Source organism: Streptomyces sp. NBC_00390, assembly GCF_036057275.1.
Classification (GTDB): domain Bacteria; phylum Actinomycetota; class Actinomycetes; order Streptomycetales; family Streptomycetaceae; genus Streptomyces.
Genome location: NZ_CP107945.1, coordinates 5,176,260 through 5,202,440 on the forward strand (window position 1 = coordinate 5,176,260; position 26,181 = coordinate 5,202,440).

17 protein-coding genes and 3 rRNA genes are annotated in these 26,181 nt (G+C 67.7%); 14 read left to right on the top strand and 6 right to left on the bottom strand.

The features are described from left to right. The first annotated feature begins 54 nt into the window (after positions 1-54). The 6 genes from OHS70_RS22820 (at position 55) to OHS70_RS22845 (ending at position 6,828) form a co-directional block, all read left to right on the top strand. On the top strand, positions 55-237 hold the full coding sequence (locus tag OHS70_RS22820) for a Trm112 family protein (RefSeq protein ID WP_328399934.1): 183 nt from the start codon (positions 55-57) through the stop codon (positions 235-237). Positions 238-493: 256 nt separating this feature from the next. Next, positions 494-1,633 carry an SIS domain-containing protein gene (locus OHS70_RS22825; protein ID WP_328399936.1) on the top strand — a complete coding sequence of 380 codons (1,140 nt, stop codon included), beginning with the start codon at positions 494-496 and terminating at the stop codon, positions 1,631-1,633. A 93-nt stretch (positions 1,634-1,726) separates the two neighbouring features. Continuing rightward, positions 1,727-2,890: a mannose-6-phosphate isomerase, class I gene (manA, locus tag OHS70_RS22830; protein WP_328399938.1), complete on the top strand. Its 1,164-nt coding sequence runs from the start codon at positions 1,727-1,729 to the stop codon at positions 2,888-2,890. Positions 2,891-2,989: 99 nt separating this feature from the next. Next, positions 2,990-3,973 (top strand): cation diffusion facilitator family transporter, encoded by a 984-nt coding sequence (locus OHS70_RS22835; protein ID WP_328399940.1) that lies wholly within the window; start codon positions 2,990-2,992, stop codon positions 3,971-3,973. 561 nt (positions 3,974-4,534) lie between these two features. After that, positions 4,535-5,992, top strand: a complete 1,458-nt coding sequence (ahcY, locus tag OHS70_RS22840; RefSeq protein ID WP_328399942.1) for an adenosylhomocysteinase — start codon at positions 4,535-4,537, stop codon at positions 5,990-5,992. A 221-nt stretch (positions 5,993-6,213) separates the two neighbouring features. Further along, positions 6,214-6,828, top strand: a complete 615-nt coding sequence (locus OHS70_RS22845) for a hypothetical protein (protein ID WP_328399944.1) — start codon at positions 6,214-6,216, stop codon at positions 6,826-6,828. A gap of 23 nt (positions 6,829-6,851) precedes the next feature. Here the strand turns inward: OHS70_RS22845 and OHS70_RS22850 are convergent, their stop codons facing one another. Continuing rightward, a complete protein-coding gene (locus OHS70_RS22850; protein ID WP_328399947.1) occupies positions 6,852-7,874 on the bottom strand; it encodes an RDD family protein in 1,023 nt (340 codons plus the stop codon). Between the two features lie 124 nt (positions 7,875-7,998). Between OHS70_RS22850 and OHS70_RS22855 the strand changes: the two genes are divergently transcribed. The 4 genes from OHS70_RS22855 (at position 7,999) to rrf (ending at position 14,740) form a co-directional block, all read left to right on the top strand. After that, positions 7,999-9,006, top strand: a complete 1,008-nt coding sequence (locus OHS70_RS22855) for a stage II sporulation protein M (RefSeq protein WP_328399949.1) — start codon at positions 7,999-8,001, stop codon at positions 9,004-9,006. Positions 9,007-9,565: 559 nt separating this feature from the next. Then, positions 9,566-11,091, top strand: a 16S ribosomal RNA gene (locus tag OHS70_RS22860). A gap of 310 nt (positions 11,092-11,401) precedes the next feature. Then, positions 11,402-14,525 (top strand): 23S ribosomal RNA (locus OHS70_RS22865). A 98-nt stretch (positions 14,526-14,623) separates the two neighbouring features. After that, a 5S ribosomal RNA gene (rrf, locus tag OHS70_RS22870) occupies positions 14,624-14,740 on the top strand. The 16S, 23S and 5S rRNA genes sit together here, the layout of an rRNA operon. A gap of 111 nt (positions 14,741-14,851) precedes the next feature. On the opposite strand, the gene OHS70_RS22875 is transcribed toward rrf, so the two are convergent. The 5 genes from OHS70_RS22875 to OHS70_RS22895 are packed head-to-tail and all read right to left on the bottom strand — an operon-like array spanning position 14,852 to position 20,293. Continuing rightward, positions 14,852-16,162 carry a DUF58 domain-containing protein gene (locus tag OHS70_RS22875; protein WP_328399951.1) on the bottom strand — a complete coding sequence of 437 codons (1,311 nt, stop codon included), beginning with the start codon at positions 16,160-16,162 and terminating at the stop codon, positions 14,852-14,854. A gap of 7 nt (positions 16,163-16,169) precedes the next feature. Beyond that, positions 16,170-17,153: an AAA family ATPase gene (locus OHS70_RS22880; protein WP_328399953.1), complete on the bottom strand. Its 984-nt coding sequence runs from the start codon at positions 17,151-17,153 to the stop codon at positions 16,170-16,172. Next, positions 17,150-18,382, bottom strand: a complete 1,233-nt coding sequence (locus OHS70_RS22885) for a DUF4350 domain-containing protein (RefSeq protein ID WP_328399955.1) — start codon at positions 18,380-18,382, stop codon at positions 17,150-17,152. Before OHS70_RS22885 ends, OHS70_RS22880 begins: the two co-directional genes overlap by 4 nt. Continuing rightward, a complete protein-coding gene (locus tag OHS70_RS22890; protein ID WP_328399957.1) occupies positions 18,379-19,068 on the bottom strand; it encodes a DUF4129 domain-containing protein in 690 nt (229 codons plus the stop codon). Before OHS70_RS22890 ends, OHS70_RS22885 begins: the two co-directional genes overlap by 4 nt. Positions 19,069-19,072: 4 nt before the next feature. Further along, positions 19,073-20,293, bottom strand: a complete 1,221-nt coding sequence (locus OHS70_RS22895) for a DUF7544 domain-containing protein (RefSeq protein WP_328399959.1) — start codon at positions 20,291-20,293, stop codon at positions 19,073-19,075. A gap of 176 nt (positions 20,294-20,469) precedes the next feature. On the opposite strand from OHS70_RS22895, the gene mtnA reads away from it, so the two are divergent. The 4 genes from mtnA to OHS70_RS22915 are packed head-to-tail and all read left to right on the top strand — an operon-like array spanning position 20,470 to position 26,157. Beyond that, positions 20,470-21,618, top strand: a complete 1,149-nt coding sequence (gene mtnA, locus OHS70_RS22900) for an S-methyl-5-thioribose-1-phosphate isomerase (RefSeq protein ID WP_328399961.1) — start codon at positions 20,470-20,472, stop codon at positions 21,616-21,618. A gap of 4 nt (positions 21,619-21,622) precedes the next feature. Then, a complete protein-coding gene (gene mtrA / locus OHS70_RS22905) occupies positions 21,623-22,312 on the top strand; it encodes a two-component system response regulator MtrA (RefSeq protein WP_199922743.1) in 690 nt (229 codons plus the stop codon). A gap of 1 nt (position 22,313) precedes the next feature. Continuing rightward, positions 22,314-24,308: an MtrAB system histidine kinase MtrB gene (gene mtrB / locus OHS70_RS22910; protein ID WP_328399967.1), complete on the top strand. Its 1,995-nt coding sequence runs from the start codon at positions 22,314-22,316 to the stop codon at positions 24,306-24,308. Then, on the top strand, positions 24,298-26,157 hold the full coding sequence (locus tag OHS70_RS22915) for an LpqB family beta-propeller domain-containing protein (protein ID WP_443062641.1): 1,860 nt from the start codon (positions 24,298-24,300) through the stop codon (positions 26,155-26,157). Before mtrB ends, OHS70_RS22915 begins: the two co-directional genes overlap by 11 nt. The last annotated feature ends 24 nt before the right edge of the window (positions 26,158-26,181 follow it).

Here is a 26,181-nt window from a genome sequence, read left to right on the forward strand (position 1 = left end):
CGACGCTTGATCCGCTGGATTTTCCGATCCGCATCCCGAAGGGACACCGCTGTTATGCCGCTCGAAGCCGGCCTCCTGGAGATCCTCGCCTGCCCGGCCTGCCACGCACCGTTCGACGACCGCACGGCAGCCGACACACCCGAGCTGATCTGCACCGGCACGGACTGCGGCCTGGCCTACCCCGTACGGGACGGCATCCCCGTCCTCCTCGTCGACGAGGCGCGCCGCCCGGCGTAGGCAGAGCCTGTGCCTGCCGGCCGTACAGCGGCCTGTGTGCGCACCCGCCGGACGTACGTCCCACCGGCCGTACCCCGACTGGTCACCCACAGGACGGCTGGGCGTCGCCAGGAGGTACGCCTGAGGGCCGAGCGTCAGGTGGTACGCCGGACGCCTGGTCACAGCGACGGAGCGCGGTCGTACGCCGACCGTCCCTGTCACCACAACCGCACAGCCGCACCCCCCGCCCGCGTACGGCGATCGGAGGCCCAACCCCATGCTCGACGAGTCGCTCCTGGACACGCCGGACGCTCTCGCCCGCGCCGACCGCCGAGGTCTTCTGCGCGGCGCCGCCGAAGCCGGGGCGCGCGTACGCACCGCGGCCCGGCACGCCGCCGAGGCCGGTATCGCCGAGCTCACCCCCGAGGGCCGCCCGCGCGCCGTCCTCGTCGCGGGCTCCGGCACCGCCGCCTCCGCGGTCGCGGACCTGATCGGCGCCCTGGCCGGCGCCTCTGCCCCCGTCATCCGGCTGGCCCCCACCGGCGTGGCCCACGCCGCGGGCGCCCTGCGCTGGGCGCTGCCCGGCTGGGCCGGTTCGGTCGATCTGCTCCTCATCGTCACCACCGACGGCAGCGAGCCCGGCCTTGCCCAGCTTGCCGAGCAGGCCTACCGCCGCGGCTGCACCGTCGTCGGCGTGGCCCCGCAGCGCTCTCCGCTCTCCGAGGCGGTCGACGGTGTCCACGGCATGGTCGTGCCGCTGGCCACTGCCCCCTACGAGCCGTACGACGAGACGCAGGCCTCGGCGGGTCCCGGCGCACTGTGGGCGCTGTTCACCCCGCTCCTCGCGCTCCTCGACCGCGTCGGCCTGATCGAAGCGTCCCCGGAGGCGCTCGCCAAGGTCGCCGACCGCCTCGACCACACCGCCGAACGCTGCGGCCCCGCCATCGCCACGTACAGCAACCCGGCCAAGACGCTCGCCGCCGAGCTCGCCGACAGCCTCCCGCTGATCTGGACCGAGGGCGCGGGCGCAGGCCCCGCGGGGCGCCGTTTCGCCTCCGTACTGGCCGAGCTCGCCGGGCGCCCCGCCCTGGTCGCCGAGCTCCCCGAGGCGCTGCCCGCCCACGGAGTCCTTCTCGTGGGCGACTTCGCGGCCGGCGCCGACCCCGAGGACTTCTTCCGCGACCGCGTCGAGGAGCAGCAGGCGCTGCGCGCCCGCGTCGTCCTGCTGCGGGACCAGCCGGCGGGCGGTCTGACCGCGGCACCTGCCGCGCGGGAACTGGCGCTCGGCCATGACACGCCGATCAGCGAGCTCGAACCGGAAGAAGGCACGCAGTTGGAGTCGATCGCCGAACTGCTGGCCGTGACCGACTTCGCCGCGGTGTATCTGGCGCTCGCGGATTCGAGCGACCAGCCGTAGCACGCAGGACCCGTGCCGGTACCCGTGCACGTCCCTGCACCCGTACCTGTACCCCGTACCCGTACACGTACCTGAGAAGGACTCGGAACGATCATGGATCGCCTTTCCAACACCGTGCGCCCCTACGCCTGGGGGTCCACGACCGCCATCCCGGAGCTGCTCGGCGTCGCCCCCACCGGCGAGCCGCAGGCCGAGATGTGGATGGGCGCCCACCCCGGAGCCCCCTCCGGCACCGACCGCGGCCCGCTCAGCGAGCTGATCGACGCCGATCCCGTGCGTGAACTGGGCGCGGAGGCCGTCGAGAAGTTCGGCCCGCGCCTGCCGTTCCTGCTCAAGCTCCTCGCCGCCGGCGCCCCGCTCTCGCTCCAGGTCCATCCCGACCTCGCACAGGCGAAAGAGGGATACGACGCCGAGGAGCGCGCCGGCATCCCCATGGACGCGCCGAGCCGCAACTACAAGGACGCCAACCACAAGCCCGAACTGATCTGCGCGCTCACGCCGTTCGACGGTCTGTGCGGCTTCCGCGAGCCCACCGAGGCCGCCGATCTGATCGCGGCTCTCGACGTCGACTCGCTCAAGCCCTACGTCGACCTGCTGCACGCCCACCCCGAAGAGGCCGCGCTGCGCGAAGTGCTGACCGCCGTGCTCAGCGCCGATCCGCAGGAGATGGCGGCCACGGTGACCGAAGCGGCCGCCGCCTGCGAACGTCTCGGCGGCGGCTACGCCCCGTACGCGTCGATCGCACACCACTTCCCCGGTGACCCCGGCGTCATCGCCGCCATGCTGCTCAACTACGTCCAACTGCAGCCCGGCGAAGCCCTGTTCCTCGGCGCCGGTGTCCCGCACGCCTATCTCAACGGCCTTGGCGTCGAGATCATGGCCAACTCCGACAACGTGCTGCGCTGCGGACTGACACCCAAGCACGTCGACGTCCCCGAACTGCTGCGCATCGTCCGCCTCGAGGCCGCCGACCCGGGCGTGCTGCGCCCCGAGGCGTCACCGACCGGTGAGGAACTCTACGACACCCCGATCGACGAATTCCGGCTCTCCCGCTATGTCCTGGCCCCCGGCGCCGAACCCCGTGACCTCACCGCGCACACCCCGCAGATCCTGCTCTGCACGACAGGCGGCGTGACGGTCGGCGAGCTGACCCTGACACCCGGGCAGTCGGCCTTCGTGCCGGCCGGGGAAAAGACGGAGATCTCGGGCACGGGCGGCGGTCCCGGCACCGTCTTCCGCGCAACGGTGGTGGTCTGAGACAGTGCCGCCTTCCGGTGCTGCAACAATGGCGCACCGCAAAGACCGGGCAAAGGAACTGGACCGCCCGGACGACGTACGAAGGGACACCCGGCACACATGAGCGCGTCAGGCGGCACCAAAGCGATCGTGGCGGCCCTCGCCGCCAACCTCGCCATCGCGGCAGCGAAGTTCGTCGCGTTCCTGTTCAGCGGCTCGTCGTCGATGCTGGCGGAGAGCGTCCACTCGCTCGCGGACTCCGGCAATCAGGGACTGCTTCTTCTCGGCGGCAAGAAGGCCAAGCGTGAGGCGACCCCCCAGCACCCCTTCGGCTACGGGCGCGAGCGCTACATCTACGCCTTCCTCGTGTCCATCGTGCTCTTCTCGGTCGGTGGCATGTTCGCGATCTACGAAGGCTACGAGAAGATCAAGCACCCGCACGAGATCACGGACTGGTACTGGCCGATCGGCGTCCTCGTGTTCGCGATCATCGCCGAGTCGTTCTCCTTCCGGACCGCCATCAAGGAGTCCAACCCCCTGCGCGGCCAGCTGACCTGGACCCAGTTCGTCCGCCGCGCCAAGGCCCCCGAGCTGCCGGTGGTCCTGCTCGAGGACCTGGGCGCGCTGGTCGGTCTGTTCCTCGCGCTCGGCGGCGTCGGCCTGGCGCTGCTCACCGGCAACGGCGTCTGGGACGGCATCGGCACCCTGTGCATCGGTGTGCTGCTCATCGTGATCGCGCTCGTCCTCGCGGCCGAGACGAAGTCCCTTCTGCTGGGCGAGGCGGCCGGCACGGACGACGTCGAGAAGATCAAGGCCGCGATGGTCGACGGTGACACGGTCACCCGCATCATCCACATGCGCACGCTCCACCTCGGGCCCGAGGAACTGCTGGTCGCCGCCAAGGTCGCGGTCCAGCACGACGACACGGCCGGTGAGGTCGCCGAGGCGATCAACGCCGCCGAGGACCGCATCCGCGCGGCCGTGCCGATCGCCCGGGTGATCTACCTGGAGCCGGACATCTACAGCGAGGCGGCGGCTGCGGCGGGCACCAACCCGAGCAAGTCCCCGGGCGGCCCGGCGCCGGCCCCGGACGGCGACCACTGACACCGACCGCGTACCTGCGAAGGCCCTCTGCCCCGGCAGGGGGCCTTCTGCGTACCGCATACGAGGATGACGCTCGGCATCACGCCCAGGCATACGGCCCCGCGGCACCGCCGTCGGGCGGGCCCCCTTCACCGGCCGGCCCCCGAACCGGCACGCGTGCACCGGCCCGCGCCTCGGATTCGTGCAACTCCTGCGTAGGGCCCGCACCTTGCCCAGACATGAGCGGCGTCTGTCGGACCGGGGACCGACGCGCGAACCCTCCCGCGGCACCGGCCCGCTCACCACTCGTTTCCTGAAGAGGTCCGCCTCTCCCGCATGGGCGGGCTGGGGTCGGCTGCTCCGATCGGTGTAGATTCGTGACCAGTCAGACGTCGCTGCTGATGGCGGTCGGGCGGTCCCGCATGGACCGGCCGAGGGAGAGAGGGCCTCCGACGGACTGCACTGCGAGCACCCGGGCATCGGCATGCCGTCATGCCGTCGTATTGCGGAGCAGTCCAGGCCCCAGGTCATCGCAGAGCCAGCCGTACCCACCCTCGAACCACACCACGAGGAGCAGTTCGCATGTCGACTGTCGCCACCGGCCAGGACTTCAAGGTCGCCGACCTTTCCCTCGCCGCCTTCGGCCGCAAGGAGATCACCCTCGCCGAGCACGAGATGCCCGGCCTGATGTCGATCCGCAAGGAGTACGCGGAGCAGCAGCCGCTCGCCGGCGCCCGGATCACCGGCTCCCTGCACATGACCGTGCAGACCGCGGTGCTCATCGAGACGCTGGTCGCGCTGGGTGCCCAGGTCCGCTGGGCGTCCTGCAACATCTTCTCCACCCAGGACCACGCCGCCGCCGCCATCGCGGTCGGCCCGAACGGCACCCCGGAGAACCCCCAGGGCGTCCCGGTCTTCGCCTGGAAGGGCGAGACGCTGGACGAGTACTGGTGGTGCACGGAGCAGGCGCTGACCTGGCCGAACACCCCGACCGGCGGCCCGAACATGATCCTGGACGACGGCGGCGACGCCACGCTCCTGGTCCACAAGGGCGTCGAGTTCGAGAAGGCGGGCGCGGTTCCCGACCCCTCGACGGCGGACAGCGAGGAGTACGGCCACATCCTGCGCCTGCTCACCCGCACGCTGGGCGAGAGCCCGCAGAAGTGGACCCAGCTCGCCTCCGAGATCCGCGGCGTGACGGAGGAGACCACGACGGGTGTGCACCGTCTGTACGAGATGCACCGTGACGGGACGCTGCTGTTCCCGGCGATCAACGTGAACGACGCGGTCACCAAGTCGAAGTTCGACAACAAGTACGGCTGCCGGCACTCGCTGATCGACGGCATCAACCGGGCGACGGACGTGCTGATCGGCGGCAAGACCGCGGTCGTGTGCGGTTACGGCGACGTGGGCAAGGGCTGTGCGGAGTCGTTGCGCGGCCAGGGTGCGCGGGTGATCGTCACCGAGATCGACCCGATCTGCGCGCTGCAGGCGGCGATGGACGGCTACCAGGTGACCACGCTGGACGAGGTCGTCGAGACGGCGGACATCTTCATCACCACGACCGGCAACAAGGACATCATCATGGCCTCGGACATGGCCAGGATGAAGCACCAGGCCATCGTCGGGAACATCGGCCACTTCGACAACGAGATCGACATGGCCGGTCTGGCGCAGCTGCCGGGCATCGTCAAGGACGAGGTCAAGCCGCAGGTCCACACCTGGACGTCCCCGGACGGCAAGGTGCTGATCGTGCTGTCCGAGGGCCGGCTGCTGAACCTGGGCAACGCGACCGGGCACCCGTCGTTCGTGATGTCCAACAGCTTCGCCGACCAGACCCTGGCGCAGATCGAGCTGTTCACGAAGCCGCAGGAGTACCCGACCGACGTGTACGTGCTGCCCAAGCACCTCGACGAGAAGGTCGCCCGGCTCCACCTCGACGCCCTCGGCGTCAAGCTAACCACCCTGCGCCCGGAGCAGGCGTCGTACATCGGCGTCGAGGTCGAGGGCCCGTACAAGCCCGACCACTACCGCTACTGACCGATCGTGCCGACCGCCGCCGATCCACCACGGATCAGCAGTCGGTCAGCAGATGATCGCCCCTAGCCTGCTGCTGACGCGCGCAGCAGCAGGCACCAGCGGTACCAGGCAGGCCCCCGCACCCCCGTGTCGGGGGCCTGCCCCGTACGCCCCTCGCACGGCTTTGGCCAGGACATCTCTCCACGCCCCGTGCCTCACCGCACAAGGACGTCAACGCCCCCATGCCCCGCGGCCGTTATTCGCTCCACGATCCGCACGATCGCACCCCCCTCGGCGAGGAACACTTCCAATGCGCCCCCGGTCCCTCCGGCTGGCGTTACGTCTCCAGAGTCACCACCTCCTCCGGCGAGGACGCCGGCTCCGTCGATCTGGCCCTCGACGACCTCGGCCGCCCCATCCGTCTCGAAATGCACGCAGCAGGCTGGCAGGTGCGCGGTGCCGCGCTGGACGGCGTCACCTGGGTCCGCACCGACCCACCCGGCACCCATGCCACGGAAGGCAATGTCCGCGCCCATGCCTTCACCGGCACCTCCCCCGCCTTTCTTGTCGCCACTGCCCGCCTGCTGCGCCTCACCCCCCAGGCCCCGGCGACCCGCGTACGCCTGGTCGCCTTCACGGACCCGGTCCTCGCCCCCCGCACGATCGACCAGTCCTGGGCCCTGGTGAAGAGTGAAGCGCACGCCACTGACAACGGCCTGCTGAGTGTGGACGAATACCAGGTCAGCGCCCTGGACACAGGGGAGCAGCACACCGTGCACATCGCCGGGGACGTGGTCCTTGCGGCACCGGGCATCGAGCTCGAGGATCTCGAATCCCCGCCCTCGGTCTTCCCCTGATCTCTGACAACTCCTCCACCTGGCTACGCGGGCGGGGCGAACCCCGTGCCGGCCACCGGGGCCTGCTCGTTCCCACCCGCCTTCGCACCGGCCGTGCCACCCGCGTAGGGCGTCGCCGTGGGCGTCCGGGCCTCCGCCTCGGCCCCGGCGCCTGGTGCCGCCCACACCGCACCCCTTGCACTGGTTGCACCGGCATGGGCGCCGGCGCCCATGCCGGCCGCGGACGCAGACTCGGTTCCGCTCCCGCCCGCCCCGTGCCCGGTCCCGGACGCCGCTGCGGCCCCGGCGCTTCCCGAAGCGCGGAACGCGCGCCGGGCGTCACGGGCCTGCCGTTCGTTCACCACAGCCGCGAGATACGCCGCCGGCGGCACCCGCTCCGGGAGCGGCGCCCCGGTACGAGCCACGAGATCGTCGGCAAGCCGCTGCGCCATCGACCAACTGACGGCCGGGTCCAGCTGCCGCATCCGCGTCAGGTACTGCCGTATCGCGAGCCACAGATCATCGGGCACCCCCGACAGATCGAGCTGGGCGAACCGCCCGACCAACCACGGCGGCGGCAGCGGCACGCTCATCGCCCCGCGCGCCGCGGGCACCCGCTCACGTACCACCAGCGTCCCGGCGAACACATCCCCGATGCGACGCCCGCGCGCCGAGACGAGCGAGGCGATGCAGGCGACGATCCCGAATGTCATAAGGATCTCCACCACCCCCATCGCTCCCCGTACCAGCGCATGCCGGAACCGGATCGGCCCGCCGTCGTCCCGCACCACCCGCAGTCCGCAGGCCAGCTTCCCGAGCGAGCGCCCGTGACTGAGGGTCTCGACGGCTATCGGCGCTCCGACGAGCACCAGGAGAAACGTCGCGATCGACACGGCAGTCACGGCGGCTTCGTCCAACGACGCGGTCGCGAACGCCAGACCGATGGATATGAACAGATACGCCGTCCACACCACCACCAGATCGATGACCAGGGCGAGCGCCCGGCTCGGCAATTTGGCCGGCTGCAGGCCGAGTACGACCGCGTCCCCCGTCACAAGCCCGCTCACGGCTGCCGCCCTTCGTGTTTGTCGACCTTCCCTGCCCCTTGATCCCTCAGTCTGCCAAGCTGACCCGCAGCGTGCCGCAGTAGTACGGACCGTATGCACCCAGTGCCTGGAGCAGCAGCCGAACATGGACCTCGATGTCTTCGTGACCGCCCACCACGCCGAGTGGGACCGCCTGGACCACCTCCTGCGTCGTGGACGCCACCTCACGGGTGCCGAGGTCGACGAACTGGTGGCGCTCTACCAGCGCACGGCCACCCATCTGTCCCTCGTCCAGTCCAGCGCCCCGGACCCGACGCTGATCGCCAGGCTGACCCAATTGGTGGCCCGGGCGCGTGCGGTCGTCACCGGTACCCGGCGGGCGGGCTGGCGCGACGTGGTCCGCTTCTTCACCGCGGGTTTTCCCGCGGCTGTCTACCGCTCCCGCCACTGGTGGATACCGACCGCGGTCCTCTCAACGCTGCTGGCCGCGATCATCGGCTGGTGGATCGGTACGCACCCCGAGGTGCAGTCGGCGATCGGCGCTCCGGAGGAACTGCGCCGGCTGACCGCACCAGGCGGCGAGTACGAGACGTACTACTCGAGCCATCCGGCAGCCTCCTTCGCGGCCCAGGTCTGGACGAACAACGCCCAGGCCGCCGCCATGTGTCTCACGCTGGGTGCGTTCCTGTGTCTCCCGGTCATCTGGATCCTGTTCCTCAATGTCCTGAACCTCGGCGTCGGCATCGGCCTGATGTCGTCGGCCGGCCGTCTCGACGTCTTCCTGGGGCTGGTCCTCCCGCACGGACTCCTCGAACTCACGGCCGTCTTCGTTGCCGCAGGTACCGGCCTGCGGCTCGGCTGGACCGTGATCGACCCGGGCCCGCAGTCGCGCCGTACTGCCCTGGCCCAACAGGGACGCGCCGCCATCGGCATGGCCATCGGCCTGGCGGTCGTCCTCTTCGTCTCTGGCGTGATCGAAGGCTTCGTGACGCCTTCGGGCCTGCCCACCTGGGCGCGCATCACCATCGGGATCGTCGCTGAAACGGCGTTCCTCGCGTACGTCTACATCCTGGGCGGCCGGGCGGCTCGAGCAGGGGAGACCGGCGACGTCGACGCGGCCGACCGCAGCGCCGAGCTCCCGTCGGCCGCGTGATGTGCGGAGGACCGCCCTGACCTGCTAGTCTCCTCTTCGCCCACGAGACCGTTGACACGGGACGTGTGGGGAGGTAGATTTTAACGGTTGCCACGAACTGGACAGGTTCGGGCGTGAACGTTAAAGTCTCTCTCGCTCTCGACGGGAAACGAATTTCCGCGGAGCCTCTTCCGATTCCTTATCCGGAACACGAAGCCGATTCGCTCGGCTGAAATGCTTCTGATAACGTCGGACTCGCCGGAAAGGGAAATGCGAAAGCGTGGAACTGGAAAGTGCCCCGCCGGCCGGGAATCGGACACGAAAGAGTCTGATAGAGTCGGAAACGCAAGACCGAAGGGAAGCGCCCGGAGGAAAGCCCGAGAGGGTGAGTACAAAGGAAGCGTCCGTTCCTTGAGAACTCAACAGCGTGCCAAAAATCAACGCCAGATATGTTGATACCCCGTCCATCTTCGGATGGCAGGGTTCCTTTGTAGAAACACAGCGAGGACGCTGTGTGCGACGGGGACTATTCCTCCCTGTCGCACCGCTCTCGTGGTGTCGACCCGATTACGGGTAAACATTCATGGAGAGTTTGATCCTGGCTCAGGACGAACGCTGGCGGCGTGCTTAACACATGCAAGTCGAACGATGAAGCCCTTCGGGGTGGATTAGTGGCGAACGGGTGAGTAACACGTGGGCAATCTGCCCTTCACTCTGGGACAAGCCCTGGAAACGGGGTCTAATACCGGATAACACTGCGGGCCGCATGGTCTGCGGTTGAAAGCTCCGGCGGTGAAGGATGAGCCCGCGGCCTATCAGCTTGTTGGTGGGGTGATGGCCCACCAAGGCGACGACGGGTAGCCGGCCTGAGAGGGCGACCGGCCACACTGGGACTGAGACACGGCCCAGACTCCTACGGGAGGCAGCAGTGGGGAATATTGCACAATGGGCGAAAGCCTGATGCAGCGACGCCGCGTGAGGGATGACGGCCTTCGGGTTGTAAACCTCTTTCAGCAGGGAAGAAGCGAAAGTGACGGTACCTGCAGAAGAAGCGCCGGCTAACTACGTGCCAGCAGCCGCGGTAATACGTAGGGCGCAAGCGTTGTCCGGAATTATTGGGCGTAAAGAGCTCGTAGGCGGCTTGTCACGTCGGATGTGAAAGCCCGGGGCTTAACCCCGGGTCTGCATTCGATACGGGCAGGCTAGAGTGTGGTAGGGGAGATCGGAATTCCTGGTGTAGCGGTGAAATGCGCAGATATCAGGAGGAACACCGGTGGCGAAGGCGGATCTCTGGGCCATTACTGACGCTGAGGAGCGAAAGCGTGGGGAGCGAACAGGATTAGATACCCTGGTAGTCCACGCCGTAAACGTTGGGAACTAGGTGTTGGCGACATTCCACGTCGTCGGTGCCGCAGCTAACGCATTAAGTTCCCCGCCTGGGGAGTACGGCCGCAAGGCTAAAACTCAAAGGAATTGACGGGGGCCCGCACAAGCAGCGGAGCATGTGGCTTAATTCGACGCAACGCGAAGAACCTTACCAAGGCTTGACATATACCGGAAAGCATTAGAGATAGTGCCCCCCTTGTGGTCGGTATACAGGTGGTGCATGGCTGTCGTCAGCTCGTGTCGTGAGATGTTGGGTTAAGTCCCGCAACGAGCGCAACCCTTGTTCTGTGTTGCCAGCATGCCCTTCGGGGTGATGGGGACTCACAGGAGACCGCCGGGGTCAACTCGGAGGAAGGTGGGGACGACGTCAAGTCATCATGCCCCTTATGTCTTGGGCTGCACACGTGCTACAATGGCCGGTACAATGAGCTGCGATGCCGCGAGGCGGAGCGAATCTCAAAAAGCCGGTCTCAGTTCGGATTGGGGTCTGCAACTCGACCCCATGAAGTCGGAGTTGCTAGTAATCGCAGATCAGCATTGCTGCGGTGAATACGTTCCCGGGCCTTGTACACACCGCCCGTCACGTCACGAAAGTCGGTAACACCCGAAGCCGGTGGCCCAACCCCTTGTGGGAGGGAGCTGTCGAAGGTGGGACTGGCGATTGGGACGAAGTCGTAACAAGGTAGCCGTACCGGAAGGTGCGGCTGGATCACCTCCTTTCTAAGGAGCACTTCTTACCGGCCCTCGGGTCGGTCAGAGGCCAGGACATCGGCGAACGTCCGATGCTGGTTGCTCATGGGTGGAACGTTGATTATTCGGCGCACTTGACCGTCTTTTCTTCCTAGTACTGCTCTTCGGAGCGTGGAACGGCAGGGGAGCGGCGAGGGCGCCTGGCGCGCTGTTGGGTGTCTGAGGGTGCGAGCGTTGCTCGCCCTTCGCGATGCCGGCCCCGGTGAACTCGTCCTTTGTGGGCGGGGTGGCGGGTGGCTGGTCGTTGCTTGAGAACTGCACAGTGGACGCGAGCATCTGTGGCCAAGTTTTTAAGGGCGCACGGTGGATGCCTTGGCACCAGGAACCGATGAAGGACGTGGGAGGCCACGATAGTCCCCGGGGAGCCGTCAACCAGGCTTTGATCCGGGGGTTTCCGAATGGGGAAACCCGGCAGTCGTCATGGGCTGTCACCCGCTGCTGAACACATAGGCAGTGTGGAGGGAACGAGGGGAAGTGAAACATCTCAGTACCCTCAGGAAGAGAAAACAACCGTGATTCCGGGAGTAGTGGCGAGCGAAACCGGATGAGGCCAAACCTACGACGTGTGAGACCCGGCAGGGGTTGCGTCGTGGGGGTTGTGGGATCTCTCTTTTACGGTCTGCCGGCCGTGAGACGAGTCAGAAACCGTATGGATAGGCGAAGGACATGCGAAAGGTCCGGCGTAGAGGGTAAGACCCCCGTAGCTGAAATTCATGCGGCTCGTTTGAGAGACACCCAAGTAGCACGGGGCCCGAGAAATCCCGTGTGAATCTGGCGGGACCACCCGCTAAGCCTAAATATTCCCTGGTGACCGATAGCGGATAGTACCGTGAGGGAATGGTGAAAAGTACCGCGGGAGCGGAGTGAAATAGTACCTGAAACCGTGTGCCTACAAGCCGTGGGAGCGTCGCATGCAAGCTTGCTTGTATGTCGTGACTGCGTGCCTTTTGAAGAATGAGCCTGCGAGTTTGCGGTGTGTTGCGAGGTTAACCCGTGTGGGGAAGCCGTAGCGAAAGCGAGTCCGAACAGGGCGATTCAGTAGCGCGCTCAAGACCCGAAGCGGAGTGATCTAGCCATGGGCAGGTTGAAGCGGAGGTAAGACTTCGTGGAGGACCGAACCCACCAGGGTTGAAAACCTGGGGGATGACCTGTGGTTAGGGGTGAAAGGCCAATCAAACTCCGTGATAGCTGGTTCTCCCCGAAATGCATTTAGGTGCAGCGTCGTGTGTTTCTTGCCGGAGGTAGAGCACTGGATAGGCGATGGGCCCTACCGGGTTACTGACCTTAGCCAAACTCCGAATGCCGGTAAGTGAGAGCGCGGCAGTGAGACTGTGGGGGATAAGCTCCATGGTCGAGAGGGAAACAGCCCAGAGCATCGACTAAGGCCCCTAAGCGTACGCTAAGTGGGAAAGGATGTGGAGTCGCAGAGACAACCAGGAGGTTGGCTTAGAAGCAGCCACCCTTGAAAGAGTGCGTAATAGCTCACTGGTCAAGTGATTCCGCGCCGACAATGTAGCGGGGCTCAAGCGTACCGCCGAAGTCGTGTCATTGCAGTATGTACCCCCAACGGGGACTGTGATGGGTAGGGGAGCGTCGTGTGCCGGGTGAAGCAGCCGCGGAAGCGAGTTGTGGACGGTTCACGAGTGAGAATGCAGGCATGAGTAGCGATACACACGTGAGAAACGTGTGCGCCGATTGACTAAGGGTTCCTGGGTCAAGCTGATCTGCCCAGGGTAAGTCGGGACCTAAGGCGAGGCCGACAGGCGTAGTCGATGGACAACCGGTTGATATTCCGGTACCCGCTTTGAAACGCCCAATATCGAATCAGACGATGCTAAGGCCGTGAAGCCGCCCCTGATCTCTTCGGAGTGAGGGGGAGTGGTGGAGCCGCCGGCCCAGATCTGTAGTAGGTAAGCGATGGGGTGACGCAGGAAGGTAGTCCAGCCCGGGCGGTGGTTGTCCCGGGGTAAGGGTGTAGCCCGAGAGATAGGCAAATCCGTCTCTCATGCAGGGTGAGACCTGATGCCGAGCCGATTGTGGTGAAGTGGATGATCCTATGCTGTCGAGAAAAGCCTCTAGCGAGTTTCATGGCGGCCCGTACCCTAAACCGACTCAGGTGGTCAGGTAGAGAATACCGAGGCGTTCGGGTGAACTATGGTTAAGGAACTCGGCAAAATGCCCCCGTAACTTCGGGAGAAGGGGGGCCATCACCGGTGATGAGTCTTGCACTCTGAGCTGGGGGTGGCCGCAGAGACCAGCGAGAAGCGACTGTTTACTAAAAACACAGGTCCGTGCGAAGCCGTAAGGCGATGTATACGGACTGACGCCTGCCCGGTGCTGGAACGTTAAGGGGACCGGTTAGCTCTGTTTCGACAGGGCGAAGCTGAGAACTTAAGCGCCAGTAAACGGCGGTGGTAACTATAACCATCCTAAGGTAGCGAAATTCCTTGTCGGGTAAGTTCCGACCTGCACGAATGGCGTAACGACTTCTCGACTGTCTCAACCATAGGCCCGGTGAAATTGCACTACGAGTAAAGATGCTCGTTTCGCGCAGCAGGACGGAAAGACCCCGGGACCTTTACTACAGTTTGATATTGGTGTTCGGTTCGGCTTGTGTAGGATAGGTGGGAGACTTTGAAGCCTGGACGCCAGTTCAGGTGGAGTCGCCGTTGAAATACCACTCTGGTCGTGCTGGATGTCTAACCTGGGTCCGTGATCCGGATCAGGGACAGTGTCTGATGGGTAGTTTAACTGGGGCGGTTGCCTCCCAAAGGGTAACGGAGGCGCCCAAAGGTTCCCTCAGCCTGGTTGGCAATCAGGTGTTGAGTGTAAGTGCACAAGGGAGCTTGACTGTGAGACCGACGGGTCGAGCAGGGACGAAAGTCGGGACTAGTGATCCGGCGGTGGCTTGTGGAAGCGCCGTCGCTCAACGGATAAAAGGTACCCCGGGGATAACAGGCTGATCTTCCCCAAGAGTCCATATCGACGGGATGGTTTGGCACCTCGATGTCGGCTCGTCGCATCCTGGGGCTGGAGTCGGTCCCAAGGGTTGGGCTGTTCGCCCATTAAAGCGGTACGCGAGCTGGGTTTAGAACGTCGTGAGACAGTTCGGTCCCTATCCGCTGTGCGCGTAGGAGTCTTGAGAAGGGCTGTCCCTAGTACGAGAGGACCGGGACGGACGAACCTCTGGTGTGCCAGTTGTCCTGCCAAGGGCATGGCTGGTTGGCTACGTTCGGAAAGGATAACCGCTGAAAGCATCTAAGCGGGAAGCCTGCTTCGAGATGAGGACTCCCACCTCCTTGAGAGGGTAAGGCTCCCAGTAGACGACTGGGTTGATAGGCCGGATATGGAAGCCCAGTAATGGGTGGAGTTGACCGGTACTAATAGGCCGAGGGCTTGTCCTCAGTTGCTCGCGTCCACTGTGTCAGTTCTGAAGTAACGAACTCGCCAGACCCCCGTTTTGCGGGTGTCGGTCGGCTGGAGTTCGACATCTTCATAGAGTTTCGGTGGTCATAGCGTCAGGGAAACGCCCGGTTACATTCCGAACCCGGAAGCTAAGCCTTTCAGCGCCGATGGTACTGCAGGGGGGACCCTGTGGGAGAGTAGGACGCCGCCGAACAATCTTTAGCCTCAACCCCCGGACCCTGTCCGGGGGTTGAGGCATTTTTGCGTTCAGGGTCACGCGAAGTCGCTTGATGATCAGGCTCGCCGAGCCGCCTCGGGTGAGTCTTCAGAGGCGGCCGGCGGCCTTGAGCGCGAGATAGGCATCTGCGAGTGCAGGCGCGAGCTTGTCCGGTGTCGTATCGACGACGGTGACACCGTGTCGCTGGAGCTGTTCGGCCGTGCGACGGCGCTGGGACTGCGCCTGTGTGGCTGCAGCGGCGTCGTAGACCGCCTCGATGCTCCCCCGGCTGTGCGACATCTGCTCGATGTGCGGGTCGGCGACAGAGGCCACCAGCACCGTGTGGCGCCGGGTGAGCTGGGGGAGAACGGGGAGCAGTCCTTCTTCGATCGGTGCGGCATCGAGGCTCGTCAGTAGCACGAGCAAGGATCGGCGCGGGGCGTTCTGCAATGCGGCGGCACTCAGGCCCTGAGCGTCGGTCTCGACGAGTTCAGGCTCCAGCGGCGCGAAAGCGTCGACCAATGCGGGCAGGATTTCGCCGGCCGAACGGCCCTGAACTTGAGCACGTACGCGGCGGTCGTAGGCGAGCATGCCCACTCGGTCGCCCGCGCGGGACGCGAGCGCGCTGAGCAGCAGTGCCGCGTCCATGGCCGCGTCGAGACGTGGCACATCTCCGACGCGGCCGGCCGATGTCCGGCCTGTGTCGAGGACGATGAGGATGTGTCGGTCCCGTTCCGGACGCCACGTGCGTACGGCGACGGTGCTCCGGCGGGCCGTGGCCCGCCAGTCGATGGACCGTGTGTCGTCCCCGACGACGTAGTCGCGGAGGCTGTCGAATTCAGTGCCTTGTCCTCGGATCAGGACGCTGGTGCGGCCATCGAGCTCGCGGAGGCGGGCCAGCCGGGACGGCAGATGCTTTCGGCTGGTGAAGGGCGGCAGCACACGTACGGTCCAGGGAACGCGATGGTGTCCCTGCCGGGCGGTGAGGCCCAGGGGGCCGAACGAGCGGACGGTGATGCGCTCGGCCTGGCGGTCTCCGCGGCGGGAGGGGCGCAGGACGGTGGTGAGGCGTCGACGCTCTCCGGGAGGAACGACCAGCTGGTGCCGGGCAGATGCCTGCTCTGATCCGGACATCCAGCTGCTCGGCGGCCAGGCGTCGCGCAGCTGGGCCCGGAGCGGTCGGCCGGAGGAGTTGGTGACCGTGAGCTGGACCTCGGCGGCGTCACCCAGTCGAACGGATGTGTCACCGCTTCGGGTGAAACGGAGCGTTCGCACTGGCGCGGCGAGGGCGTAGTCGCACAGGATTGCGAGTGAGAGGGGCGCGTTCACAGCGAGCATTCCGGTCCAGCTCGGGGCCAGGATGCCTACGGGGAGAGAGCCGAGGGCGGCAAGGAGCGCGGTTCGTCCGGTGAGGGCCATGGGTGCCTCAGCGGGGGACGGGGACGTGGGCCAGGATCGCGGTGATGACGGAGTCGGCGGTGACTCCCTCCATCTCCGCCTCGGGCCGGAGCTGGATCCGGTGGCGCAGGGTGGGCAGGGCCAGCGCCTTCACATCATCGGGGATGACGTAGTCGCGGCCTGTGAGCCAGGCCCACGCGCGGGCCGTGGACAGCAGGGCGGTGGCGCCACGAGGGGAAGCCCCGAGGGTGAGCGAGGGGGATTCACGGGTGGCCCGGCAGATATCGACGATATAGCCGGTGATCTCGGCAGACACTGTGGTCTTGGCGACGGCGGCGCGGGCCGCTTCCAAGTCCGCGGGGCCGGCGACGGGGCGCAGACCTGCCGCTCCGAGGTCGCGGGGGTTGAAGCCCCCGGCGTGGCGGGCAAGGACGTTGATCTCGTCCTCCCGGGAGGGGAGAGGCACCGTCAGTTTGAGGAGGAAGCGGTCCAGCTGTGCTTCGGGGAGGGGGTAAGTGCCCTCGTACTCCACCGGGTTCTGGGTCGCGGCGACCAGGAAGGGGTCAGGGAGGGCGCGGGGTGTGCCGTCGACCGTGACCTGCCGTTCCTCCATCGCTTCCAGGAGCGAGGACTGGGTCTTGGGCGGCGTGCGGTTGATCTCGTCGGCGAGCAGGAGGTTGGTGAAGACCGGGCCGGGCTGGAAGGAGAACTCTGCGGTACGTGCGTCATAGACCAAGGAGCCAGTGACATCACTGGGCATCAGGTCAGGGGTGAACTGGACGCGCTTGGTGTCGAGTTGAAGCGATGCGGCCAAGGCACGGACCAGCAGAGTCTTGGCGACTCCGGGGACTCCTTCGAGGAGAACGTGACCGCGGCAGAGCAGGGCCACGACGAGCCCGGTGACAGCGGGGTCCTGGCCGACCACGGCCTTGGCGATCTCGGTGCGCAGTGCCTCCAGGGAGGTGCGGGCGCTGTCCGAGTGCTCAGCTGTCTCGGGGGTCGGGGCGCTCATGAAGTGCGTACCTCTCTTTCGAGGGCGTCGAGTTGGTCAGCCAGTTGGATGAGGGCGGTGTCATCGGCCGGAGCCGGGCCGAAGAGAAGGGCATGGATGTCCCGTTCTCCGGTGGGGAGATGGGTCGAGACCGCGGGCAGCAGGGTTTCGGGGGAGTGGGCGTCGACGAGGTGGACGCCGAGGATCGGGGCCAACCGGGTGCGGGTGGCGGAGCGCAGGGAGGCGGCCGCGCGGTCGCGGGCGTTCGCATTGCGATAGAGGCGGGCGCGGCCCTCGGTGGATTCCGAGGCGCGGACGGCGACCGGGAGCCGTTCCGTGACCAGCGGGCCGAGTCGGCGGGCGCGCCAGATGGCGGCGAGGGCGGCGGCGACAGCGAGTTGGAGTGTGCCCCAGAGCCAGCCGGACGGGATCAGATCGAGGAACGTGCTGCTGGCGTCCTCGTCACCCTCGTTGCCGCTTTCGGTTCCGGTTCCGGTGCCGTCCTCCTGGGTGGCTGAGGCATCGCTGAGTGAAGGGAGATACCAGACCAGTTCAGGGCGGGAACCGAGGAGTTGCAGAGCCAGGGAGGCGTTGCCGTGCTTGTCCAGACGTTCGTTGAAGAGGATGTTCGGGGAGCCGAGCAGCACGGTGTCGCCACCGTCGGCGGCGTCCAACCGGACCAGGGTGGGCAGTCCGCCGCTCGGGTAGCAGCTGTCGGCGCCGGGCGCATCGGTGTCGTAGCGCTCACCGCCGAGTTCGGCACTGCCCGCACGGTCGGCGGCCGGGTAGCTGCATCGAGGGTCGAGGGTCGACACCTTGGTCGGGGCGTCGGTGAACACGCCGGGAGCCAGGGTGTCGGCAGACGCCGGGCCGGCGGCCACCAGGACCATTCGTCCGCCGGACGCGTCCGCTGCCGTGTGCAGCACCTCCTGTTGACCCGTCGTCAAGAGATCGGGTGTGGCTACGAGAAGGGTGGTGTCGGGCCCGACGGCGTTCGCCGCCTCGTCGAGTGTGGTGACCACATGGGTGGAGACACCGCGGTCCTTGAGAAGTTCGGCGACGGCGCGGCTGCCGTAGGGGTCGGCGGAGCGGGGATCGAGGCGGCCGTGCTGGTCGCCGGAGTACAGGGCCGCGATCGCGATCCCGGCAGCGACAAGCAGCGCGAGTGCGAGCAGCGGGCCACGGACGCGGACCCATACCTGGCGGTTGCCGGGCGAAAGGGAGGTGGAGCCGGTGGCAACCTCGGTCATTCGGCTGCTCCTTGGGCCGCGTCGCTCAGCTGGGGCTTGGCGTGCTCCAGTTCGAGGTCCAGATCCCGCAGGGCTTCGTACGCGCGCCGGTAGCTGGTGCGGCCACCGTACGTGACGTCGTCGAACTCCCGGGCGCCTGCACGCAGTCCGGTCGCATGGGCGGGGAGGGCACGGCCGGCTTCGGCGGCGGCCTCGTCGGCGGTGCGACCAGGGCGTGGGTCGAGCAGGGTGCGCTCCTCGAGCGAGCGGACCAGGCCGCGCATGCGTTCCTGGACGGCTTGGTTCCAGCGACCCGCGGCGGCATGGGCCTCTGCGGCGGCGCGGTGCTGGTCGGCGCTGCGCGGGCTGTCCTCGAACAAGGCGTCCGAGGAGCCAGGAGTGCGTTGGGGGGTGCCCAGTCGCCACCAGAGGGCGGCGACCAGGCCGATGACGACGAGGATGATGACAACCAGCCCGAGCAGTCCCCCGGGAGCGACACCTGAGGCGGAGGAGAAAAGCCCGCCGACCCACTCCCAGAAGCGGTCGAGGCCGCGCTCAAGGAGGTTCGGGTCGTTCTCGTGGTACATCGGCTTGGACAACTCCCGCTCCGCCGCCTCGCGGGCGGGGAGTCGAGGAGTGTCCACCGGTACGTCGTCGCTTGCTCGGGTCAGCAGGTGTGCTGCCGTTGCGCCCCCCGCGAAGTGCATCCCGTCAGCCCCCGGCGGAGTGGTTGCCCGGCGGCTCGGAGCCGTAGCCGGAAACGCCCGCGGCCCGTGCGAGTTCGAGGTCCAGTGCCTCGCGGCGGATGCGCTGGTCGATGTAGAGGAGGACCGACACACCCGCCGAGATCGGGTAGGTGATCGAGGAGGCGATCACCGAGCCGATGCCGGTGATGATCAGGAACGGCCAGCCGAAGTCCGGATTGTTCCCCGAGAAGAGGTCGCTGAGGCTCTGGGAGTCGGCTGCGAAGCCGGCGATGGTGAACGGGATCGCGATGATCATGGTCACCAGGAAGGTGAGCAGCACCGTCAGCGCCAGGATTCCGAAGATCCGCCACCACGTGCCCTGGACCAGCTTGGCGGAGCGGCGCAGCGAAGTGATGACGCCGCCGCGTTCCAGCATGAGCGCGGGGGAGGCGAGGGCGAACCGGATCCAGAGCCAGACGATGACACCGCATGCGGCGATGCCGCCGGCCACGGACAGGGCGATGCCGGCGCCGCCGATGAGCAGGCCAGGGAGGACGCCGACGAACATGATGCCGGCGCACATGAAGGGCACCAGCAGGGTCAGGCCCAGCAGCTGAGGCAGCCGGGGGCGGGCCTCCCTCCAGGCGTCGGAGAGTGTCACGGGACGCCCGAGCACCGAGCGGCTGATCACCACGGTGAGTACGGCGGTGGTGAGAAGCGTGCCGATCACGGTGATGAGCAGTGTCGGGCCCAGCGCGATCAGGCTGGCCTGCATCGATTCGAGCGACTGCTCCAGCGCTTCCGAGGGGGTGGCGTCGGGATCGACATCAGGAGGCTCGGGGAGCAGATAACGCTCCACGAGGATGCTGCAGATCTGCGTGATGACGGAGACGGTGATCGTCACGCCGAGGACGGTGCGCCAGTGGGCACGCAGGGTGGACACGGCGCCGTCGAGGATCTCGCCCACGCCGAGCGGGCGCAGCGGAATGACACCGGGCTTGGCGGCCGGCGGCATGCCCCAGCCGCTGCCGGGCCGGCCACCGCCCCAGCCCGGAGGCGGTGGTCCCGGGACCGGGTGAGGGCCGGGACCGGTCGGTGCGGACCACTGTCCGGGGGGTGGCTGCTCGCTGGACCACTTCGAAGCGGGGCCGCTCTCGTCGGCGGGCTCGGACGGCCGGGGCACGCTGCTGTTGTGCCCTTCGGAGGGAGCCGATCCGGGCGAGGCCCAGCCCGGAGTGTCGTTCACAGTTGTCCACCTCATGCATTGGGGCCGGTTTGCGGAACCGGCGCGTTCATGGTGTTCGTACGGCCGTCGGGGCGGCCGGTTGGCAGCCATCGTGCCACGCGTCGGCTGCTGGTGGGCCAGGCCGTCTCGCACCTTCGTTCCTTCAATGTCGAAGGCTCAGCGGGCAGACTGGGCGGATGGACGATCAGTACGCACAAAGCCCGGCTGCGGGCGAGCAGTCGATGCTGCCGACGCTGCGCTGGGACGAGCCGCCCGAAGGCCCCGTACTGGTGCTTCTCGACCAGACCCGGCTGCCTGCCGAGGAGGTCGAGCTGCCGTGCACCGATGTTCCTGCGCTGGTACTGGCCATCCAGACACTCGCGGTACGCGGCGCGCCGGTGCTGGGCATCGCCGGTGCCTACGGTGTGGCGCTGGCCGCCGCGCGGGGCTTCGACGTCGAGGAGGCGGCGGTCCTGCTGGAGCACGCGCGGCCCACCGCGGTGAATCTGGGCTACGGGGTGCGGCGAGCGGTCGCCGCGTACCGGACGGCGCTGGCGAAGGGGGCGGACGTCGAGGAAGCGGCGCGTTCGGTACTCGCGGCGGCCAAGGCGCTGCACCGGGCTGACGCCGAGGCCAGTCGGCGGATGGCCGGGCACGGGCTGGCGCTCCTGGAGGAGCTGATGCCCGGCGGCGGGCACCGGATCCTGACGCACTGCAACACCGGGGCGCTGGTGTCGGGCGGGGAGGGCACGGCGTTCGCCGTCGCGCTCGCCTCGCACCGGGCCGGTCGGCTGCGGCGGCTGTGGGTGGACGAGACGCGTCCCCTGCTGCAAGGGGCGCGCCTGACCACGTACGAGGCGGCGCGCAACGGGATGTCGTACACACTGCTCACGGACAGTGCCGCGGGGTCGCTGTTCTCGGCCGGTCAGGTGGATGCCGTGCTGATCGGCGCCGATCGGATCGCGGCGGACGGCTCGGTGGCCAACAAGGTGGGCAGCTACCCTCTGGCCGTGTTGGCGAAGTACCACCATGTGCCGTTCATCGTGGTCGCGCCAACGACAACGGTGGATCCGGGTACCTCGGACGGGGCGTCGATCGAGGTGGAACAGCGGGCCGGGCACGAAGTGACGGAGATCGGGGTGCCGCGGTTCGACGCGGCCGGGATGGGCGGCGGTGGAGGGCTGTCGACGGCACCTCTGGGGACCCAGGCGTACAATCCCGCCTTCGACGTCACTCCGCCCGATCTGGTGACGGCGATCGTCACCGAGGAAGGTGTGTTGTCCCCGGTCACGAGGGGCGGAATTGCAGAGCTGTGTGTCAGGTCACGACAGGTAACGATTAGATAATGGGATGATGTCGACTATGAAGGGACGAGTCCTTGTCGTCGACGACGACACCGCACTGGCCGAGATGCTCGGGATTGTGCTGCGTGGTGAGGGTTTCGAGCCGTCGTTCGTAGCGGACGGCGACAAGGCGCTTGCCGCCTTCCGGGAGGCCAAGCCGGATCTGGTGCTGCTGGACCTGATGCTGCCCGGACGGGACGGCATCGAGGTGTGCCGGCTGATCCGGGCCGAGTCCGGGGTGCCCATCGTGATGCTCACCGCCAAGAGCGACACCGTCGATGTGGTGGTCGGGCTGGAGTCCGGCGCCGATGACTACATCGTCAAGCCGTTCAAGCCGAAGGAGCTGGTGGCCCGTATCCGGGCGCGGCTGCGGAGGTCGGAGGAGCCCGCGCCGGAGCAGCTGGCGATCGGTGATCTGGTCATCGATGTCGCTGGTCACTCCGTGAAGCGGGACGGGCAGTCGATAGCCCTGACCCCGCTCGAGTTCGACCTGCTGGTCGCGCTGGCGCGCAAGCCGTGGCAGGTGTTCACCCGTGAGGTGCTCCTCGAGCAGGTTTGGGGCTACCGGCACGCGGCGGACACGCGGCTGGTCAACGTCCATGTGCAGCGGCTGCGCTCCAAGGTCGAGAAGGACCCGGAGCGGCCGGAGATCGTGGTGACCGTGCGCGGTGTCGGCTACAAGGCCGGGCCGAGCTGACATGTCCATAGGCAGTGGTGCTCCGAAGCCCGGGGAGCCGGGAGTCCGTACGGAGCGGACTGCCGGACCGGGGCGCAGGCCCTCGCGACTCGGCCGTCTGCTCCATGGCGGCCCGCTTCTCCAGGACGGCGCGTCCGGCGGGCCGGTGCCCCGGCTTCTCATGCGCTGGGTGCGCCGCCCGTTGCTGCCCGCTGTTCGCCTGTGGCGGCGGAACATCCAGCTCAGGGTGGTCGCGAGCACGCTGCTGATGTCACTCGGTGTCGTGGTGCTGTTGGGCTTCGTGGTCATCGGGCAGGTGCGCAACGGCCTTCTCGACGCCAAGAGCAAGGCCGCGCAGAGCCAGGCGGCCGGCGGTTTCGCGGTGGCCACGGACAGGGCCAATGCCCCCTTGGGGCCCGGCGGCGCCGACGACGGCAGGAATACGCGCAACTCGTGGCGCCAGGACCTGGTGGTGCAGCTGGCCAGCGGTGGCCAGGGCGCGTTCAACGTGGTGGCGCTCAGCGCCGACGCCGAGGGCGGCGGCTCGAGCCGTGGACCTCGGACCTCGGGAGACGTGGACCCCGCCAGCATCCCCGAGAGCCTGCGGGAAGCAGTGGGGCAGGGGACGGGGACGTTCGAGACCTATTTGCGCATCCGGTACACCGATGATGTGCGTGAGCCCGAGCCCGGGCTGGTCGTCGGCACCCGGCTGAACGACATCGAGGGCAATCCGTACGAGCTGTACTACGTCTTCCCGCTGGCGCAGGAGGAGCAGTCCCTCAGTCTGGTCAGAGGCACGCTGGCAACGGCCGGCCTGTTCGTCGTGGTCCTGCTGGGTGCCATCGCCTGGCTTGTCGTGCGCCAGATCGTCACTCCTGTGCGGATGGCCGCGGGGATCGCCGAGCGGCTCGCCGCGGGCCGCCTGCAGGAGCGCATGAAGGTCACCGGCGAGGACGACATCGCCCGGCTGGGCGAAGCATTCAACAAAATGGCCCAGAACCTGCAGCTGAAGATCCAGCAGCTGGAGGAGCTCTCCAGGATGCAGCGGCGCTTCGTCTCCGACGTCTCGCACGAACTGCGCACACCGCTGACGACCGTGCGGATGGCCGCAGATGTCATCCATGAGGCGCGCAGAGACTTCGACCCGGTGACCGCGCGCTCCGCCGAGCTGCTCGGCGACCAGCTCGACCGCTTCGAGTCGCTGCTGTCCGACCTGCTGGAGATCAGCCGGTTCGACGCGGGAGCAGCCGCGCTGGAGGCCGAGCCGATAGACCTGCGCGAGGTCGTACGGCGGGTGATCGGCGGGGCCGAGCCACTGGCCGAGCGCAAGGGCTCCCGGATACGGGTGGTCGGCGACGAGCAGCCGGTGGTGGCGGAGGCCGATGCCCGGCGCGTGGAGCGTGTACTGCGCAATCTGGTGGTCAATGCCGTGGAGCACGGGGACGGCAAGGACGTGGTGGTCCGCCTGGCGGCAGCCGGCGGGGCCGTCGCGATCGCCGTGCGGGACTACGGTGTGGGACTCAAGCCGGGCGAGGCGACCCGGGTGTTCAACCGCTTCTGGCGGGCGGATCCGGCACGGGCCCGTACCACCGGCGGCACCGGCCTCGGCCTGTCCATCGCCGTCGAGGACGCCCGGCTGCACGGCGGCTGGCTGCAGGCGTGGGGCGAGCCGGGCGGCGGTTCGCAGTTCCGCCTGACCCTGCCCCGCACGGCGGACGAGCCGCTGCGCGGGTCACCGATACCGCTCGAGCCCGAGGACTCGAGGCAGAACCGGGAGCGGTCGGAGTCATCTGCGGGCCCTAAGTCCAGCGGGCACCGGCTGGCCTCCCTGCCGTCTCAGCCGGGCCCGGAGCTCGCTCCGCTGGGTGCCCCCCCGCGTAGGGCGCCGCATGGTGTGGACCCCGCGGCTCTGCCGGGCAGCGGCGCCCGTGTGGTGGCCAGGCCCGCGGCGGAGCGGGGCGAGGCCGCAGCGACACAGGTTTCTTCGGACCGGGAGGACACGACTCGTGGGCGCTGACCCCCGTCGTAACGGCCGCGTGGGCGTGCTGCGGGCATCCGCGCTGCTCGGCTGCAGCGCTGTGCTGCTGGCCGGCTGCGCCTCGATGCCGGACAGCGGTGACGTCCATGCGGTGAAGGCGTCCCAGCGGGCCGACACTCAGGTGCGGGTGTACCCGGTGCCGCCGCGCAAGGGCGCGACGCCCGACGAGATCGTCACGGGCTTCCTCGAGGCGATGACCAGTGACGACACCAACTTCGACACGGCGCGCTCGTATCTGACGCCCGCGATGTCCAAGAAGTGGAAGCCGGCGGCGAGCACCACGGTGCTGGCCGCCGCGCCGGACCCGGGAGCGCCGGTCGCCGGCGGCCGGGACAACCCCGGAATGAGCTACCCGCTGTTCGGTCAGCAGATCGCCACGGTGGACGCCAAGCACGCCTACCAGCCCATCACGCCGGCCGAGTACCGCAGGACCATTCATCTGTCGCAGCAGAGCGTGAAGGACAACGGCAAGGAGTGGCGGATCGACAGCCTGCCGGCCGGGCTGCTGCTCGGTGCGTCGGACTTCGAGCGCAACTACGCCTCGGTCAACAAGTACTACTTCGCGTCCGGGCGCAATGTGATGGTCGCCGACCCTGTCTACATCCGGCAGCGGATGGACCCGATCACCAGGATGGATCCGGTCACCCAGGCGGTCAGCGCGCTGCTGGAGGGCCCGACGAACTGGCTGAAGCCGGTTGTCGAGTCGCGGTTCCCCACCGGTACGGCTCTGAACCTGAAGGACGGCGTCAGATCGCTGTCGTTCGACGACCGCAACGGCCTGAAGGTGCCGCTCAACGACAAGGCGTCCCATGTGGGACGCCCGCAGTGCCTGAGGATGGCGGCGCAGATCCTGTTCACCCTCAAGGACGTCACCGCCGCCCGGGTGGAGCAGGTGGAGCTGCTGCGGCCGGACGGTACACAGCTGTGTGTCCTGACCAGCGGCCAGGCGGAGGAGTACGCGCCGGACCACGCCTCCGGCAGGCCGGACAACCAGTACTTCGTCGACAGCAAGAACCGGCTTGCGCTGCTGGCCGGCGGCGCCCGGGAGGTAGGCGAACCGCAGCAGGTGCCGGGCCCGTTCGGTGACGGCCGGCTGCAGATGAGCATGGTCGCGGTGGCGCGCGACGAACACACCGCGGCGGCGGTGGTCAAGGACAACAGCAAGCTGTTCACGGCATCCATCGCCTCCAACAGCGAGCCGGGCACACCGCTGGTGACCAGCCGCGGCGCCACGCGCGACAACCGGCTCTCCGCGCCCAGCTGGGACGGCCGGGGCGACCTGTGGGTGGCGGACCGCAACCCTGCGGATCCGACGCTGTGGCGGCTGGGGGGCGGCGAGGGCGAGCCCCAGGAGGTCAAGATCGTTCCGGGCCTGGACGGTGCCCGTATCGAGGCGCTGCGCGTTTCGGCGGACGGGGTGCGTATCGCGCTCCTGCTGACGAAGGACGGCAGGACCACGCTGCAGATCGGGCGCGTGGAGCGGCACGGCCCGCTGACCGAGCCTGAGGTGTCGGTGACGGAACTGCGTCCGGCCGCACCGCAGATGGAGACGGTCACGGCCGTGTCGTGGGCCGGTCCCAGCCGGTTGGTGGTGGTCGGCAAGGAGTCCGGTGGCGTGCAGCAGGTGCGCTACATCCAGACCGACGGTTCAAACCCGCCCAATGCGATCCTGCCCGGACTCAACCAGGTCAAGGCGGTTGCCGCCTCCGACGACGAGAGCCGTCCGCTGGTGGCGCACTCGGAGGAGGACGGCATCGTGCGGCTGCCGGCCGGTGCCAACTGGCAGACCCTGGTCGAGCAGGGGTCGTCGCCGGTCTACCCCGGATAGCCCTACCGGACCGCACCCCCTGTG